We start from the raw sequence: 16,208 nt of genomic DNA on the forward strand, positions 1-16,208 counted from the left end.
AGTACGCAATGGAGTTCCAATGAACGCGGAAAATCAGTACGCGGTCGAGCTTAAGAACGTAAGTTTTAAGCGCGGCGAGCGAGCTATCTTCAAGAACGTCGACATCTGCATCCCGCGTGGCAAGGTTACCGGGATCATGGGGCCTTCCGGCTGTGGCAAGACCACGCTGCTGCGGCTGATCGCTGCCGAACTGCGCCCGAGCGGCGGCGAGATCCGGGTCAACGGCCTCAACCTGCCCGACCTGTCGCGCAGCGAACTGTTCGACATGCGCAAGCAGATGGGCGTGCTGTTTCAGAGTGGCGCGCTGTTCACCGATCTCGACGTGTTCGAGAACGTGGCCTTTCCGCTGCGTGTGCACACCCAACTGCCTGAAGAAATGATTCGTGACATTGTGCTGATGAAGCTGCAGGCCGTCGGCTTGCGCGGGGCCATCGAGCTGATGCCTGATGAGCTCTCCGGTGGCATGAAGCGCCGCGTGGCCTTGGCGCGGGCGATCGCGCTGGATCCGCAGATTCTCATGTATGACGAGCCGTTCGTCGGTCAGGACCCGATCGCCATGGGCGTGCTGGTGCGCCTGATCCGGCTGCTCAACGATGCGCTGGGCATCACCAGTATCGTGGTTTCCCATGACCTGGCCGAGACCGCCAGCATCGCCGACTACATTTATGTAGTGGGTGACAGCCAGGTGCTGGGCCAGGGAACGCCGGCCGAGCTGCGTGACTCGGATAATCCGCGGGTGCGTCAATTCATGCAGGGAACGCCAGACGGCCCGGTTCCCTTCCATTTCCAAGCGCCGAATTACCACGACGATCTACTGGGAGGGCGCTGATGCGCAGGACATCTTCACTCGAACGCGTTCGCCTGTTCGGGCGGGCGGGTATCGATGTGGTCGCCGCGCTGGGGCGTTCGACGATCTTTCTGCTGCGCGCGCTGTTCGGCCGCGGCACCTCGGGCAATGGCCTGCAGTTGCTGATCAAACAGCTGTATTCGGTGGGTGTGCTGTCCCTGGCGATCATCGTGGTGTCGGGGGTGTTCATCGGCATGGTGCTGTCGTTGCAGGGCTTCAGCATCCTGGCCAAGTACGGCTCCGAGCAGGCGGTGGGGCAGATGGTCGCCCTGACCCTGCTGCGTGAGCTGGGGCCGGTGGTCACCGCGCTGCTGTTTGCCGGGCGTGCCGGGTCGGCGCTGACCGCCGAGATCGGCAACATGAAATCCACCGAGCAGCTGTCCAGCCTGGCGATGATCGGTGTCGACCCGCTCAAGCACATTGTCGCGCCGCGCCTGTGGGCCGGCTTCATTTCCATGCCGCTGCTGGCGATGATCTTCAGCGTGGTCGGCATCTGGGGCGGCGCGATGGTCGCCGTCGATTGGCTGGGCGTCTACGAGGGCTCGTTCTGGGCCAACATGCAAAACAGTGTTTCGTTCCGCGAAGACGTGCTCAACGGCGTGATCAAGAGCCTGGTCTTCGCCTTCGTGGTGACCTGGATCGCCGTGTTCCAGGGCTATGACTGCGAACCCACTTCCGAAGGCATCAGCCGGGCGACCACCCGCACGGTGGTGTATGCCTCGCTGGCCGTACTCGGGCTGGACTTCATTCTGACCGCTTTGATGTTTGGAGATTTCTGATGCAAAACCGCACGATGGAAATCGGTGTCGGCCTGTTCCTGCTGGCCGGCTTGCTGGCCCTGTTGCTGCTGGCTCTGCGCGTCAGTGGCCTGGCGCCGGCTAACAGCGTCGATACCTACAAGGTGTACGCCCATTTCGACAATATTGCCGGCCTCACCGTACGCGCCAAGGTAACCATGGCCGGGGTCAATATCGGCCGCGTCACGGCCATCGATCTGGATCGCGACAGCTACACCGGACGGGTAACGATGGAACTCGACAGCGCTGTCGACAATCTTCCGGTGGACTCCACCGCATCGATCCTGACCGCTGGTCTGCTCGGTGAAAAGTATGTGGGTATCAGCGTGGGCGGCGACGAAGAGTTGCTGGCCGATGGCGGAACCATCCACGACACCCAATCTTCTCTGGTGCTCGAAGACCTGATTGGCAAGTTCTTGCTCAATTCGGTGAACAGAGACCAGGAAAGCCAATGAGGTACCCGATGATGATCAAGACCCTGCGCAACAGCCTCGTCGCTCTGCTGGCCGCTCTGCCCCTGCTGGCCGTGGCGGCGCCCGCCGCCCACGAAGTGGTGCAGAAAACCACCGATACCCTGCTGGCCGACCTCAAGGCCAACAAGGATGAGTACCGCAACAATCCGGACGCCTTCTATAACTCGCTCAACGAGATTCTCGGCCCGGTGGTGGATGTCGACGGCGTTGCGCGCAGTGTGATGACCGTGCGTTATTCGCGCCAGGCCACGCCCGAGCAGATGACGCGCTTCCAGGAGAACTTCAAGCGTAGCCTGATGCAGTTCTATGGCAACGCATTGCTGGAATACAACAACCAGGACATCCGGGTGATTCCCGCCTCCGGCAAGCAGAACGCCGAGCGCACCTCGGTGAACATGGAAATCCGCGACGGCAAGGGTGTGGTGTACCCGCTGTCGTACACCATGGTGGCCATGGACGGAACCTGGAAGCTGCGCAACGTGGTGATCAACGGCATCAACGTCGGCAAGCTGTTCCGTGACCAGTTCGCCCAGTCGATGCAGAACAACCGCAACGACCTCGACAAGGTCATCGACAGCTGGGCCGACACCGTGGCCAGGGCGCGTCAGGCGCGGGGGACGTCGTGAGTCCGGCGGCCATCGTCGAGCAGGCGCCGGGTGTGCTCGCACTCACCGGCGTGCTCGACTACCAGAGCGGCCCGGCCTTGCGCGAGCAGGGCGGGCGGCTGATTCGCGGCACCCAGGCCGCTGCGTGCGTGATCGACTGCTCGGCCGTCGAGAAGTCCAGCAGCGTCGGCCTGTCGCTGCTGCTGTGCTACATGCGTGATGCGCGTGCCGCCGGCAAGCAGCTGAGCGTACGTGGGCTGCCTCGCGACATGGCTGGCATCGCCAAGGTGTGCGAGCTGCAGCATGTGTTGCCGTTACCGGCTTGAGCGCTTACGGTCTGCCGTGCCCCTGGCTGAAGCGGAAAATCGCCGTAGGCGATTTTTTGGTATGATGCCGGCCCCATGTCTGCCGGCCGTTGCCGATGGGCGTTGCGCAGCATTATCGCTGCCCGGGCATGGTCGGCTTTACATAGGCGTCGCCAGGCGACGTTCACGCATATTGAATACGTTGATCGAGGTTGAGCATGCAGGCCCTTGAGGTAAAAAGTTTCTTGGAGACCAAACTGCCGGATGTCCAGGTAGAGGTCGACGGTGAAGGCTGCAACTTCCAGCTCAACCTGATCAGCGACGAGTTGGCCGGCCTCAGCCCGGTCAAACGTCAGCAACAAATCTACGCTCACCTCAACCCCTGGATCGCCGATGGCAGCATCCACGCCGTGAGCATGAAATTCTTCAGCCGTGCCGATTGGGCCGCGCGTTCCTGAGACGACGAATTAGCTATGGATAAATTGAGCATTACCGGCGGCGTGCGTCTCGACGGCGAAATCCGCATTTCCGGTGCGAAAAACTCCGCGCTGCCGATCCTCGCCGCCACCCTGCTGGGTGACGCGCCAGTGACCATCTGCAACCTGCCGCACCTGCACGACATCACCACGATGATCGAGCTGTTCGGCCGTATGGGCATCGAGCCGATCATCGACGAGAAGCTCAGCGTCGAAGTCGACGCGCGCACCATGAAGACCCTGGTCGCACCCTACGAGCTGGTGAAGACCATGCGCGCCTCGATCCTGGTGCTCGGCCCCATGGTCGCCCGTTTCGGTGAGGCCGAAGTGGCGCTGCCCGGCGGTTGCGCCATCGGTTCGCGTCCGGTCGACCTGCATATCCGTGGCCTCGAAGCCATGGGCGCGATCATCGATGTCGAAGGCGGCTACATCAAGGCCAAGGCGCCGGAAGGCGGCTTGCGCGGCGCGCACTTCTTCTTCGATATGGTCAGCGTGACCGGCACCGAAAACATCCTGATGGCCGCTACCCTGGCCAAGGGCCGTACGGTTCTGGAAAACGCCGCACGCGAACCCGAAGTGGTGGACCTGGCCAACTGCCTGATCGCCATGGGCGCGAAGATTCAGGGCGCCGGTACCGACACCATCACCATCGACGGCGTCGAGCGCCTGCACGGTGCGCGTTTCAACGTGATGCCCGATCGTATCGAAACCGGTACCTACCTGGTTGCCGCTGCCGCGACCGGGGGCCGCGTCAAGGTCAAGGACGCCGACCCGAGCACCCTTGAAGCGGTACTGGCCAAGCTGCAGGAAGCGGGCGCCGAAATCACCACCGGCCCCGACTGGATCGAGCTGGACATGAAGGGTAAGCGCCCGAAGGCAGTGAGCCTGCGTACCGCGCCGTACCCGGCATTCCCGACCGACATGCAGGCGCAGTTCATCGCCCTCAACGCCATTGCCGAAGGCACTGGCACGGTCATCGAAACGATCTTCGAAAACCGCTTCATGCACGTCTACGAAATGAGCCGCATGGGCGCGCAGATCCAGGTCGAGGGCAACACTGCCATCGTTACGGGTACCGCGCAGCTCAAAGGCGCGCCCGTGATGGCCACCGACCTGCGCGCTTCGGCGAGCCTGGTGATCGCCGCACTGGTAGCCGAGGGCGATACGCTGATCGATCGCATCTACCACATCGACCGTGGCTACGAATGCATCGAGGAAAAACTGCAACTGCTGGGGGCGAAGATTCGCCGCGTGCCGGGCTGACCACATGCTGACCATTGCCCTGTCCAAAGGCCGTATTCTCGACGACACCCTGCCGCTGCTGGCGGCGGCAGGTATCGTGCCGACCGAGAATCCGGACAAGAGCCGCAAGCTGATCATCCCCACCACCCAGGACGATGTGCGCCTGCTGATCGTGCGCGCCACCGATGTGCCGACCTATGTCGAGCACGGCGCCGCCGACCTCGGCGTGGCCGGCAAGGACGTGCTGCTCGAATACGGCGGCCAGGGGCTCTACGAGCCGCTGGACCTGCGAATCGCCCGCTGCAAACTGATGACCGCCGGTGCCGTTGGCGCGCCCGAGCCGAAGGGCCGCCTGCGGGTGGCCACCAAGTTCGTCAATGTCGCCAAGCGCTACTATGCCGAGCAGGGCCGTCAGGTCGATATCATCAAGCTGTACGGCTCCATGGAGCTGGCGCCGCTGGTGGGCCTGGCCGACAAGATCATCGATGTGGTCGACACCGGCAACACGCTCAAGGCCAACGGCCTGGAAGCCCAGGAGCTGATCGCTCACATCAGCTCGCGGCTGATCGTCAACAAGGCCTCCATGAAGATGCAGCATGGCCGCCTTCAGGCGCTGATCGACACCCTGCGTGAAGCGGTCGAGAGCCACCATCCGCATTGATCCTCTCCCGCGTGGCGTCGCCGCCACGTACTGCCTATCCGTGTCATAGCCAATTTTTCAGGTGCCCGCACGGAGAGGCCTGCTAATGTGGCGCCTGAAAAACTCCAGATGAGGCTTCAGCCATGACCGCTCCAGTTGCCATTCGCCGACTCAACGCTGCCGACGCGGATTTCGCCCAGCATCTGGATCATCTGCTGAGCTGGGAAAGCGTCTCCGACGACGGCGTCAATCAGCGCGTGCTGGACATCATCAAGGCCGTGCGCGAGCGCGGTGACGCCGCGGTGGTCGAGTTCACCCAGCGTTTCGATGCACTGGAAGTCGCCTCCATGGCCGATCTGATCTTGCCGCGTGAGCGTCTGCAGCTGGCGCTGACCCGGATTACCGCCGAGCAGCGTCAGGCATTGGAAATTGCCGCCGAGCGGGTGCGCAGCTACCACGAAAAACAGAAGCAGGATTCCTGGAGCTACACCGAGGCCGACGGCACCGTGCTGGGGCAGAAGGTCACGCCGCTCGATCGCGCCGGCCTGTACGTGCCCGGCGGCAAGGCCTCGTACCCCTCTTCGGTGCTGATGAACGCCATCCCGGCCAAGGTCGCTGGCGTGGCCGAAGTGGTCATGGTGGTACCGACGCCGCGCGGTGAGATCAATGAAATCGTGCTGGCTGCAGCGGCTATCGCCGGTGTCGACCGGGTGTTCACCATCGGCGGTGCCCAGGCCGTGGCGGCACTGGCCTACGGCACCGAAAGCGTGCCGCCGGTGGACAAGATCGTCGGGCCGGGCAACATCTATGTGGCCACCGCCAAGCGCCACGTATTCGGCAAGGTCGGTATCGACATGATCGCCGGGCCGTCGGAAATCCTCGTGGTCTGTGATGGCCAGACCGACCCGGACTGGATCGCCATGGACCTGTTCTCCCAGGCCGAGCACGACGAAGATGCTCAGTCGATCCTGGTCAGCCCGGATGCAGCCTTCCTCGACAAGGTCGCCGAGAGCATTGCCAGGCTGCTGCCGAGCCTGGAGCGCGAGGCCATCGCCCGTACGTCCATCGAGGGCCGTGGTGCACTGATTCAGGTTGCGGACATGGCCCAGGCCATCGACGTGGCCAACCGCATCGCCCCCGAGCACCTGGAGCTGTCGGTCGAGAACCCCGAGCAGTACCTGCCCGAGATTCGCCATGCCGGCGCGATCTTCATGGGCCGCTACACCGCCGAGGCGCTGGGCGACTATTGCGCGGGGCCGAACCACGTGTTGCCGACCTCGGGCACCGCACGCTTCTCTTCTCCGCTGGGTGTGTACGACTTCCAGAAGCGTTCGTCGATCATCCATTGCTCGGCCGCCGGTGCTTCCGAGCTCGGCAAGGTCGCCTCGGTGCTGGCCCGCGGCGAGTCGCTGACCGCCCACGCGCGCAGCGCCGAGTACCGCATCAAAAAGTGATAGCCGATCGTAGGGTGGACGACGCTTTTCTCGTCCACCGTTTGTTCTGAACAATTTCTAGGAGAGAAGGGCAGATGAGCAAATTCTGGAGCCCCTTCGTCAAGAGCCTGGTGCCCTATGTGCCGGGTGAACAGCCGAAGCTGAGCAAGCTGGTAAAACTCAATACCAACGAAAACCCCTACGGCCCCTCACCGAAGGCCATCGCTGCCATGCAGGCGGAGCTCAACGACGACCTGCGCCTGTACCCCGATCCCAATGGTGATCGCCTCAAGCAGGCCGTGGCCGCTTATTACGGTGTACCAACCAGCCAGGTATTCGTCGGCAACGGCTCGGACGAAGTCCTGGCCCACGCTTTTCACGGCCTGTTCCAGCACGGCAAGCCGCTGCTGTTTCCCGATATCAGCTACAGCTTCTATCCGGTCTACTGCGGGCTGTACGGCATCCAGGCCGAGCCGATCGCCCTCGACGAGCAGTTCCAGATTCGTGTCGAGGATTATGCGCGGCCCAATGGCGGGATCATTTTCCCCAACCCGAACGCGCCAACCGGCTGCCTGCTGGCGCTGGACGCGATAGAGCGTCTGCTGCAGGCCAACCCGGACAGCGTGGTGCTGGTGGACGAGGCCTATATCGATTTTGGCGGCGAGTCGGCGATCAGCCTGGTGGGCAAATACCCGAACCTGCTGGTGACCCAGACGCTGTCCAAGTCGCGCTCGCTGGCCGGTCTGCGCGTGGGCCTGGCGGTGGGCCACGAGGACTTGATCGAAGCGCTGGAGCGGATCAAGAACAGCTTCAACTCCTACCCGCTGGATCGTATCGCCATCGCCGGCGCTGCAGCTGCGTTCGAGGATCGCGCCTACTTCGAGCAGACCTGCGCCGCGGTGATCGACAGCCGCGAAACGGTGGTTGCCGGGCTGCAGGCGCTGGGCTTCGAGGTGCTGCCGTCGGCCGCCAACTTCATCTTCGCTCGCCATCCGCAGCGTGACGCGGCTGGCATCGCCGCCGCGCTGCGTGAGCAGGGGGTGATCGTGCGCCACTTCAAGCAGGAACGCATCGCCCAGTTCCTGCGCATCAGCATCGGCTCGCCGGAGCAGAACCAGGCGTTGCTCGACGCACTCGCCGCGCTCTGACCGCCGGCGGTTAAAAGAAAGCCAGGGCATGTGCCCTGGCTTTTTCGTATTGGCTACCGCTGAGGCTGTTAGTTGCTGGTGGCCACCGGCGGGCGGATGCCGATCTCGGCTTTCAATTCCATCGGTTTGCCGTTGCGCATCACTTCGATGCGAATGGTCTCGCCCGGCTTGGCACGGGCGACCTGGTTCATCGAGCGGCGCGCATCACCGGCCGGTTCGCCATCGATCTTGAGGATCAGGTCGTTGGGTTGCAGGCCGGCTTTCTGCGCCGGGCCGTTACGGTAGATGCCGGCGACGATGATGCCTTGGCGGCCCTCCAGGCCGAAGGATTCGGCCAGTTCCGGGGTCAACGGCTGCACTTCGAGGCCCAGCCAGCCGCGGATCACCTTGCCGTGCTCGATGATCGCCTGCATCACTTCCATCGCCAGCTTCACCGGAATGGCGAAGCCGATGCCCTGGGAACCGCCGGATTTGGAGAAGATCGCCGTGTTGATGCCGACCAGGTTGCCGTAGGCATCGACCAGCGCACCACCGGAGTTGCCGGGGTTGATCGCCGCATCGGTCTGGATGAAGTCTTCGTAGGTGTTGAGGCCCAGCTGGTTACGGCCGGTGGCGCTGATGATGCCCATGGTCACGGTCTGGCCGACGCCGAACGGGTTGCCGATGGCCAGGGTCACGTCGCCGATGCGGATGTTGTCGGAGCGCCCGAGGGTCATCGCCGGCAGATCCTTGAGGTCGATCTTCAGCACGGCCAGGTCGGTCTCCGGGTCGCTGCCGATCACCCGCGCCAGGGTCTCGCGGCCATCCTTGAGGGCCACCACGATCTGGTCGGCATTGGCGGTCACGTGGTTGTTGGTCAGCAGGTAGCCTTCCGGGCTCATGATCACCGCCGAGCCGAGGCTCGATTCCATGCGCCGCTGGCCGGGCAGGTTCTCGCCATAGAACTTGCGGAACTGCGGGTCGTCGAGCAGCGGGTGGTTGGATTTGCCCACGTACTTGGTGGTGTACAGGTTGGCCACCGCCGGCGAGGCGACGCTGACGGCCGTGGCGTAGGAGGCAGGGCCCTCCTGGGAGCGCGCGTAGATCGGCGCCTGACGCAGCTGCACGTCATGCATGGGCAGACCGACCAGCTGCGGGTACTGCTGCATGATCAGCAGCGACACCAGAATGCCAACCAGTAGTGGCCAGCCGAAGAAACGCAGGGCCTTGAGCATCGATCCAATCCTGAGGGTTGCGAGGCCCCTAGCGGGCCCTTAAGGTGCGCCATTATAGAGAACCGTGCCAAGAAAGCAGCGGTTCGCAACCCTTCGTGAGGAATTCTGTATGGCCATTGCCCTGACCACCCTGGTGGAGGACGCCGAGCGCTATCTTGGCGCCTCGCGTATCAGCGATTACTGCCCCAATGGCCTGCAGGTCGAGGGGCGGCCGCAGGTGCAGCGCATCGTCAGTGGCGTGACCGCCAGCCTGGCGATGATCGAGGCCGCCGTCGAGGCCCGCGCCGACGTCTTGCTGGTGCACCACGGCTATTTCTGGAAGGGCGAGAACCCTTGCCTCACCGGCATGAAGCAGCGCCGCCTGAAAGCCCTGCTGGCCAACGACATCAGCTTGCTGGCCTACCACCTGCCGCTGGACCTGCACCCGGAGGTGGGCAATAACGTGCAGCTGGCGCGCCAGCTGGATATCACCGTCGAAGGCCCGCTCGAGCCGGACAACCCGCGCACCGTCGGCCTGGTCGGCTCGCTCGCACAACCGCTGAGCGCCCGCGACTTCGCCCGCCGCGTGCATGAAGTGCTGGGCCGTGAGCCGTTGCTGGTGGAGGAAGACAGACTGGTCAGCCGCATCGGCTGGTGTACGGGCGGTGGGCAGGGCTATATCGACCAGGCCATCGCGGCCGGCGTCGATCTGTACCTGACCGGTGAGGCGTCCGAGCAGACCTATCACAGCGCCCGGGAAAACGGCGTCAGCTTTATCGCCGCCGGCCACCACGCCACCGAGCGTTACGGCGTGCAGGCACTGGGTGAATACCTGAGCCGACGCTTCGCCATCGAGCACCTGTTCATCGACTGCCCGAATCCGATTTGAGAGAGAGGGAGGAGTAGAGACCGTGGCGCCCAGGTTTGACCCCGAGCGCCACGCAGTCACGGTCAGAAGTCGTAACGAACCTTGGCGCGCAGGGTATCGGCATCGAAGCCCGAGCGGCCGACATGCTCGTAGCCTGCGCCGAGGCTCAACGCGCCGAGCCGGTAGTTGACGCCCAGGCTGGCCTCGTAGCTGTCGCGTGCCGGGCTGGCGCCATGGGTCACGAACGACGAGCCGCCGAGCACGAAGCTTGATGTGCTGCTGGCACGGTCAGCGGCGAAGTCGTGGTAGGCCATCAGCTTCAGTTCCGGCTCCAGGGTGCCCTGGCCGACGGAGAACTGGCTGGCCAGACGTGCGCCCGCGCCGAGTTCGATGGCTTCGTAGCGCTGGCTGCTGACTGCCAGTGCGGCCGAAGAGCCCTTTTCACGATAACTGTCGATGTCCAGGCGGCTGTAGCGTGTGGCGACGCGAGGCTCCAGGGTGACGCTGCCGGTATGCAGGCCATAGCCCGCTTCCAGGTTCAGGGCCAGGGACTGGCTGTCGAAGTCGCCCTTGGCACGGGTGCCGGCGATATTGCGTTTGCTGGCGTTGTCGTTGAAGCCATAGCTGAGGCTGGTATCGACGAATACCGGGCCCTGCTCGAAACCCGAATACAGGGTCAGCACCTGGCTATCGATCTCGCTCTTGTTGCCGGTGCGGCCACTGACCTTGGTGTCCAGGTTGCTGTAGGCCACACCCAGCGTCCACTGCTCGTCGAGCTTGCCATCAATGCCGAGGCTCAGGCCGCGGCTGTCGGCGTCATAGCCCGCGATGCCGCTGCGACGGCCCTGGCGCAGATCGCTGTCGTGCCCTTGGACCCAGAAGCCGGTCTCGCTGAATGCCGAGCCGGACGAGGCACCACGCAGCGACGATGTACGCGAGCTCACCGCCCCGCCGACCAAGTTTTGCACTGCATTGGCAGCAGCTTGCACGGCGCCATCAACCTGGGGCGTGAGCTGTTCGCTCAGGGCGGCAAGCTGTGCCTCATCGGCATTGGCGAACGCCTGGAATACCGGGTCGTTGCTGTCCAGTTGGCCCAACACGCTTGCGTAGAAGGGTTGGAAGGCACGGCGGGCGTTGGGGCTGCTGCCGGCCTGGTCGATTATTTCGCCGGCCTGCTGACCCGAAACGCTGCTGACGGTGGCCAATACCTCGTTACTGGTGATTCGAGACGAATTGACGGCTAGCAGAGGTGAGCTACTGACGACCAGGCTCCGGTCACCGTCGTACTCAACACCTCCATCAGCCTGTACCAGCTTGTACTCTTTGCCCGCCGCACGGAAGGCTTCCGAGGTAGGACGAAGGGCGATGCTGCTTTCTTCCGAAAAGTAGGCCTCGTCTCTTACTTTGAGAATGGCTTTGTCAGGGTCGGTTGCATCACTGAGGTTAAGTTGCAACACCGTGCCGCGGTTCATCTCAAGGTGACCATCCAGCGTCACATGAGGTTTAAGCAGTGTCAGTTTTCCCGGTCGGCCCAAGGGGCTGTCATCGGCATTGAAAACATCCACACCGCCGAAATCACCACCTTCGTAAACAAAGCCACTAAGGCGCTCACCGTCAAAAGTGGCATCCCCGACAATATCTATATAAGACATACCGTGAATGTCGCCCTTGATCGTTCCGCCTCCCCAGATCAGTCTTGAGCCGTTGTTTTGCGTATCGGAATAGATAGCGTACTCACCGCCCTCGATTAGCCCACCATTCTGATAAATGATGCTGAACGGAGCATAGCCGGGCAGGTTGCTGTTGGACTCGATACTCGACAGGTAGATACCTGCGCGATCACCTTTGATCGTGCCGCTGTTGACGATGTCACCCGCAATGCGACTTCCCTCGACATAGATACCTATCGAGTCTGCACCGCTCGCCGTAATGCCACCGCTGTTATTCAGCCTACCGCCGATGGTCGCATTGGAAATCTCGATGGCTCGGGCAGTGGCACCGTTCTCGGCCACGGCGGTCACATCGATGCTGCCGCTGTTGATGAGATCCCCGTCGATGCGCGCCTGATCGTCGTCGTTGCCGTAGGCGATAAGGTGAATACCGCTGGCCTCGTAGCCGCTGACGGTAATGCTGCCGCTGTTGAGCAGCCGGCCGCGAACGGTGCTGTCGCCGACCGTGATGCCGTTGGCTTCGCTCAGATTACGGGAGTCACCACGCGACTTGATTCCTGTTGCGCGTACCGTTCCTGCGTTGATCAGTTCGGCCAGATTACTTTTGAAGTTGACGGCGATGGCGTGCACTTCATCGCCGGTCACCTCGACACTGCCGCTGCTGGTGTTTTCAAGGGCGCCGGCCAATGGGGCGCGCTCCAGCCCGATACCCCTGCCGATATCCGCACTGATCACTTCGATGCGTCCGCTGTTGCTCAGGCTACCCAGGCGGGTTTCGCTCAGGCTTATGCCTGCAGGCATCGCGTCGCCCAGGAGGTGGCCCTGGGCGTTCAGTATGTAGGTGTCCCGGACACTGATCAGGCCAGTGTTGCTGAGGGGGCCATCGATGGAGAGGTTACGTCCCTGAATGCCGACGGCGCTGAGACCGTTGGCGATCAAGTTACCCTTATTGATGAGGCCGCCATCAATACGCACTTCATCGGAGAAAGCGATCAACCCTTCCCCTAGCGTCAACGGACGACTGTAACGCTCCTCTGAGCTTTCTGATCCAGTGGTATTGATCGAGGCGTCGATGACCAGGTCACCCTGCACATGGGTTCCCGGCTTCAGGGTCAGCGCATTGGCTGGCGTGGTCAGCTCACCGCCGATGGTCAGACCACCTGCAATGACGACATTCTCCCAAGTCTTGGGGCCGTTATCGATTTGGTAGGTTTCTGCTCTGGCCGAAAGGCTGGCAGCGTTGATAGCGAGGGCAAGTAGAGAAAGGGGTAACACTTTGGAAGACATATGGCTCTCCTTGAGCACTGCAGCGTGAAGCACCCTGAAATCGCGTAGATAGCAATTCGTTCTGACCAGGACGGAAGTAATGCAGTTGAATGCTGGCATTTGGCCTTCATCTGATCAAGGCCTCGCGAAGCGTGCTGTGACCTCTTTGGCAAAAACCTTGATGAAGGTGGCAAGCTCCGGGAGGGTAGTTTTAAGCGAATTTGCGACTAATTCCGGTAGGTATAAAGCTAGATCGTTTCGATCTAAGCGGCGCCCTGATTAGAAGCAGGTGCTGTGCTAGAGTGCGTTCTCGTCCAAGGCCCGTTCTGGCCTGAATAAAACACCGTGACCCCCGTGAGTAGCCATGCTCGACAAACTGACGCACTTGAAACAGCTCGAGGCGGAAAGCATCCACATCATTCGTGAAGTGGCCGCCGAATTCGATAACCCGGTGATGCTCTATTCCATCGGCAAGGATTCCGCCGTGATGCTGCATCTGGCGCGCAAGGCATTCTTTCCGGGCAAGCTGCCGTTCCCGGTGATGCACGTCGACACGCGCTGGAAATTCCAGGAGATGTACCGCTTTCGCGACAAGATGGTCAGCGAGATGGGCCTGGACCTGATCACCCACATCAATCCCGATGGTGTGGCGCAGGACATGAATCCCTTCACCTACGGCAGTGCCAAGCACACCGACGTGATGAAGACCGAGGGCCTCAAGCAGGCACTGGACAAGTACGGCTTCGACGCCGCTTTCGGTGGTGCGCGCCGTGACGAAGAGAAGTCCCGGGCCAAAGAGCGCGTGTACTCGTTCCGTGACAGCAAGCACCGCTGGGATCCGAAGAACCAGCGCCCCGAGCTGTGGAACGTCTATAACGGCAACGTCAAGAAGGGCGAATCGATCCGCGTGTTCCCGCTCTCCAACTGGACCGAGCTGGACATCTGGCAGTACATCTATCTGGAGCAGATCCCCATCGTGCCGCTGTACTTCGCCGCCGAGCGTGAAGTGATCGAGAAGAACGGCACGCTGATCATGATCGACGACGAGCGCATCCTCGAGCACCTCTCCGATGAAGAGAAAGCGCGCATCACCAAGAAGATGGTGCGCTTCCGTACCCTCGGCTGCTACCCGCTGACCGGCGCGGTGGAGTCCGAGGCGACCAGCCTGACCGATATCATCCAGGAAATGCTCCTGACCCGAACTTCCGAGCGCCAGGGCCGCGTGATCGATCACGATGGTGCAGGCTCTATGGAAGAGAAAAAACGTCAGGGGTACTTTTGATATGTCGCACCAATCCGAACTGATCAGCGAAGACATCCACGCCTACCTGGCGCAACACGAGCGCAAGGAACTGCTGCGTTTCCTCACCTGTGGCAACGTCGATGACGGCAAGAGCACCCTGATCGGGCGCCTGCTGCACGACTCCAAGATGATCTACGAAGACCATCTGGAAGCCATCACCCGCGACTCGAAGAAGAGCGGCACCACCGGCGAGGAAGTCGACCTGGCGCTGCTGGTCGACGGCTTGCAGGCCGAGCGCGAGCAGGGCATCACCATCGATGTCGCCTACCGTTATTTCTCCACCGCCAAGCGCAAGTTCATCATCGCCGATACCCCCGGCCATGAGCAGTACACGCGCAACATGGCCACCGGCGCCTCGACCTGCGACCTGGCGATCATCCTCATCGACGCCCGTTACGGTGTGCAGACCCAGACCCGCCGGCACAGCTTCATCGCCTCGTTGCTGGGCATCAAGCATATCGTCGTGGCCATCAACAAGATGGACCTCAAGGACTTCGACCAGGGCGTGTTCGAGCAGATCAAGGCCGATTACCTGGCGTTCGCCGAGAAGATCGACCTGCGCCCGACCACCCTGGAGTTCGTGCCCATGTCCGCCCTCAAGGGCGACAACGTGGTCAACAAGTCCGAGCGTTCGCCGTGGTACAGCGGCCAGTCGCTGATGGAAATTCTCGAGAGCGTGGAAGTGGCGGGCGACCGCAACTTCGACGACCTGCGCTTCCCGGTGCAGTACGTCAACCGCCCGAACCTCAACTTCCGCGGTTTCGCCGGCACCCTGGCCAGCGGCATCGTGCGCAAGGGTGATGAAGTCATCGCGTTGCCGTCGGGCAAGGGCAGCCGGGTCAAGTCCATCGTCACCTATGAAGGTGAACTGGAGCAGGCCGGCCCGGGCCAGGCGATCACCCTGACCCTGGAAGACGAGATCGACGTGTCGCGCGGCGACATGCTGGTGCACGCCGACAACCGCCCTCAGGTGGTCGACAGCTTCGACGCCATGCTGGTGTGGATGGCCGAAGAGCCGATGCTGCCGGGCAAGAAATACGACATCAAACGCGCCACCAGTTACGTGCCGGGCTCGATTGCCAGCATCACTCACCGGGTCGATGTGAACACCCTGGAGCAGGGGGCGGCCAGCAGCCTGCAGCTCAACGAGATCGGCAAGGTCAAGGTGGCCCTCGATGCGCCGATCGCACTCGACGGCTACGAGCACAATCGCACCACCGGCGCGTTCATCATCATCGACCGCCTGACCAATGGCACCGTCGGCGCCGGCATGATCATCGCCGACGCGCTGGGCGCCGGTGGCGGTCATCACCGTGAAAGCGGCCACGTGTCGACCGAAGAGCGTGCGGCGCGCTTCGGCCAGCAGCCGGCCACCGTGCTGTTCAGCGGCCTGTCCGGCGCCGGCAAGAGCACCCTGGCTTACGCCGTGGAGCGCAAGCTGTTCGACATGGGCCGGGCGGTCTACGTGCTCGATGGCCAGAACCTGCGTCATGACCTGAACAAGGGCTTGCCGCAGGATCGTGCCGGGCGTACCGAGAACTGGCGCCGTGCTGCCCACGTGGCGCGTCAGTTCAACGAGGCGGGTCTGCTGACCCTGGCCGCCTTCGTGGCACCCGACGCTGAAGGTCGTGAGCAGGCCAAGGCGCTGATCGGTGCCGAGCGCTTGATCACCGTGTACGTGCAGGCCTCGCCGCAGGTATGCGCCGAGCGTGACCCGCAAGGGCTGTACGCGGCCGCTGGTGACAACATCCCGGGCGAGTCCTTCCCGTACGACGTGCCGCTCAATGCCGACCTGGTCATCGATACCCAGAGCGTGTCGGTAGAGGAAGGCGTCAAGCAGGTGCTGGCCGTCCTGCGCACTCGCGGCGCCATTTAAGCGCTGCTTGGCGGCCGGCAACGGCCAGCCATAAAAATGCCCGCTCTCCTCGGAGGCGGGCATTTT

At 62.6% G+C, this 16,208-nt stretch carries 15 protein-coding genes; 13 read left to right on the plus strand and 2 right to left on the minus strand.

Annotated features, from left to right (window positions below; genetic code table 11):
* The first annotated feature begins 19 nt into the window (after positions 1-19).
* The 10 genes from QYS36_RS15455 to hisC all read left to right on the plus strand — a co-directional run bounded on the left by QYS36_RS15455 (position 20) and on the right by hisC (position 7,966).
* On the plus strand, positions 20-829 hold the full coding sequence (locus QYS36_RS15455; RefSeq protein WP_308840320.1) for an ATP-binding cassette domain-containing protein: 810 nt from the start codon (positions 20-22) through the stop codon (positions 827-829).
* Positions 829-1,626 carry a lipid asymmetry maintenance ABC transporter permease subunit MlaE gene (gene mlaE, locus QYS36_RS15460; RefSeq protein ID WP_074881392.1) on the plus strand — a complete coding sequence of 266 codons (798 nt, stop codon included), beginning with the start codon at positions 829-831 and terminating at the stop codon, positions 1,624-1,626. The genes QYS36_RS15455 and mlaE overlap by 1 nt, the downstream gene beginning before the upstream one ends.
* Positions 1,626-2,099 carry an outer membrane lipid asymmetry maintenance protein MlaD gene (gene mlaD, locus QYS36_RS15465; protein ID WP_308840321.1) on the plus strand — a complete coding sequence of 158 codons (474 nt, stop codon included), beginning with the start codon at positions 1,626-1,628 and terminating at the stop codon, positions 2,097-2,099. Before mlaE ends, mlaD begins: the two co-directional genes overlap by 1 nt.
* 11 nt (positions 2,100-2,110) lie before the next feature.
* Entirely contained in the window at positions 2,111-2,743 is a 633-nt protein-coding gene (locus QYS36_RS15470; RefSeq protein ID WP_308840433.1) for an ABC transporter substrate-binding protein, read from the plus strand.
* The gene (locus QYS36_RS15475) at positions 2,740-3,048 is read left to right on the plus strand and encodes an STAS domain-containing protein (protein WP_308840322.1); all 309 of its coding nucleotides are present in this window, start codon (positions 2,740-2,742) and stop codon (positions 3,046-3,048) included. The genes QYS36_RS15470 and QYS36_RS15475 overlap by 4 nt, the downstream gene beginning before the upstream one ends.
* 197 nt (positions 3,049-3,245) lie before the next feature.
* A complete protein-coding gene (locus QYS36_RS15480) occupies positions 3,246-3,485 on the plus strand; it encodes a BolA family protein (RefSeq protein ID WP_027909990.1) in 240 nt (79 codons plus the stop codon).
* Positions 3,486-3,500: 15 nt separating this feature from the next.
* Positions 3,501-4,766 carry a UDP-N-acetylglucosamine 1-carboxyvinyltransferase gene (gene murA, locus QYS36_RS15485; protein ID WP_308840323.1) on the plus strand — a complete coding sequence of 422 codons (1,266 nt, stop codon included), beginning with the start codon at positions 3,501-3,503 and terminating at the stop codon, positions 4,764-4,766.
* 4 nt (positions 4,767-4,770) lie between these two features.
* Positions 4,771-5,406, plus strand: a complete 636-nt coding sequence (gene hisG, locus QYS36_RS15490) for an ATP phosphoribosyltransferase (RefSeq protein WP_013792746.1) — start codon at positions 4,771-4,773, stop codon at positions 5,404-5,406.
* A 122-nt stretch (positions 5,407-5,528) separates the two neighbouring features.
* Positions 5,529-6,839 (plus strand): histidinol dehydrogenase, encoded by a 1,311-nt coding sequence (gene hisD, locus QYS36_RS15495; RefSeq protein WP_308840324.1) that lies wholly within the window; start codon positions 5,529-5,531, stop codon positions 6,837-6,839.
* 74 nt (positions 6,840-6,913) lie between these two features.
* The gene (gene hisC / locus QYS36_RS15500; protein ID WP_308840325.1) at positions 6,914-7,966 is read left to right on the plus strand and encodes a histidinol-phosphate transaminase; all 1,053 of its coding nucleotides are present in this window, start codon (positions 6,914-6,916) and stop codon (positions 7,964-7,966) included.
* Between the two features lie 68 nt (positions 7,967-8,034).
* Here the strand turns inward: hisC and algW are convergent, their stop codons facing one another.
* Complete coding sequence (gene algW, locus QYS36_RS15505; RefSeq protein WP_308840326.1) at positions 8,035-9,180, minus strand: Do family serine endopeptidase AlgW; 1,146 nt, start codon at positions 9,178-9,180, stop codon at positions 8,035-8,037.
* Positions 9,181-9,289: 109 nt separating this feature from the next.
* On the opposite strand from algW, the gene QYS36_RS15510 reads away from it, so the two are divergent.
* Entirely contained in the window at positions 9,290-10,048 is a 759-nt protein-coding gene (locus QYS36_RS15510) for a Nif3-like dinuclear metal center hexameric protein (protein WP_308840327.1), read from the plus strand.
* Between the two features lie 62 nt (positions 10,049-10,110).
* Here the strand turns inward: QYS36_RS15510 and QYS36_RS15515 are convergent, their stop codons facing one another.
* Positions 10,111-12,984 carry an autotransporter outer membrane beta-barrel domain-containing protein gene (locus QYS36_RS15515; RefSeq protein WP_308840328.1) on the minus strand — a complete coding sequence of 958 codons (2,874 nt, stop codon included), beginning with the start codon at positions 12,982-12,984 and terminating at the stop codon, positions 10,111-10,113.
* Between the two features lie 343 nt (positions 12,985-13,327).
* On the opposite strand from QYS36_RS15515, the gene cysD reads away from it, so the two are divergent.
* Both cysD and cysN read left to right on the plus strand, forming a co-directional pair.
* Positions 13,328-14,245 carry a sulfate adenylyltransferase subunit CysD gene (cysD, locus tag QYS36_RS15520; RefSeq protein ID WP_308840329.1) on the plus strand — a complete coding sequence of 306 codons (918 nt, stop codon included), beginning with the start codon at positions 13,328-13,330 and terminating at the stop codon, positions 14,243-14,245.
* Between the two features lies 1 nt (position 14,246).
* A complete protein-coding gene (gene cysN / locus QYS36_RS15525) occupies positions 14,247-16,142 on the plus strand; it encodes a sulfate adenylyltransferase subunit CysN (protein WP_308840330.1) in 1,896 nt (631 codons plus the stop codon).
* Positions 16,143-16,208 lie beyond the last annotated feature (66 nt).

Source organism: Pseudomonas sp. G34 (assembly GCF_031119625.1).
Taxonomy (GTDB): Bacteria; Pseudomonadota; Gammaproteobacteria; order Pseudomonadales; family Pseudomonadaceae; genus Aquipseudomonas.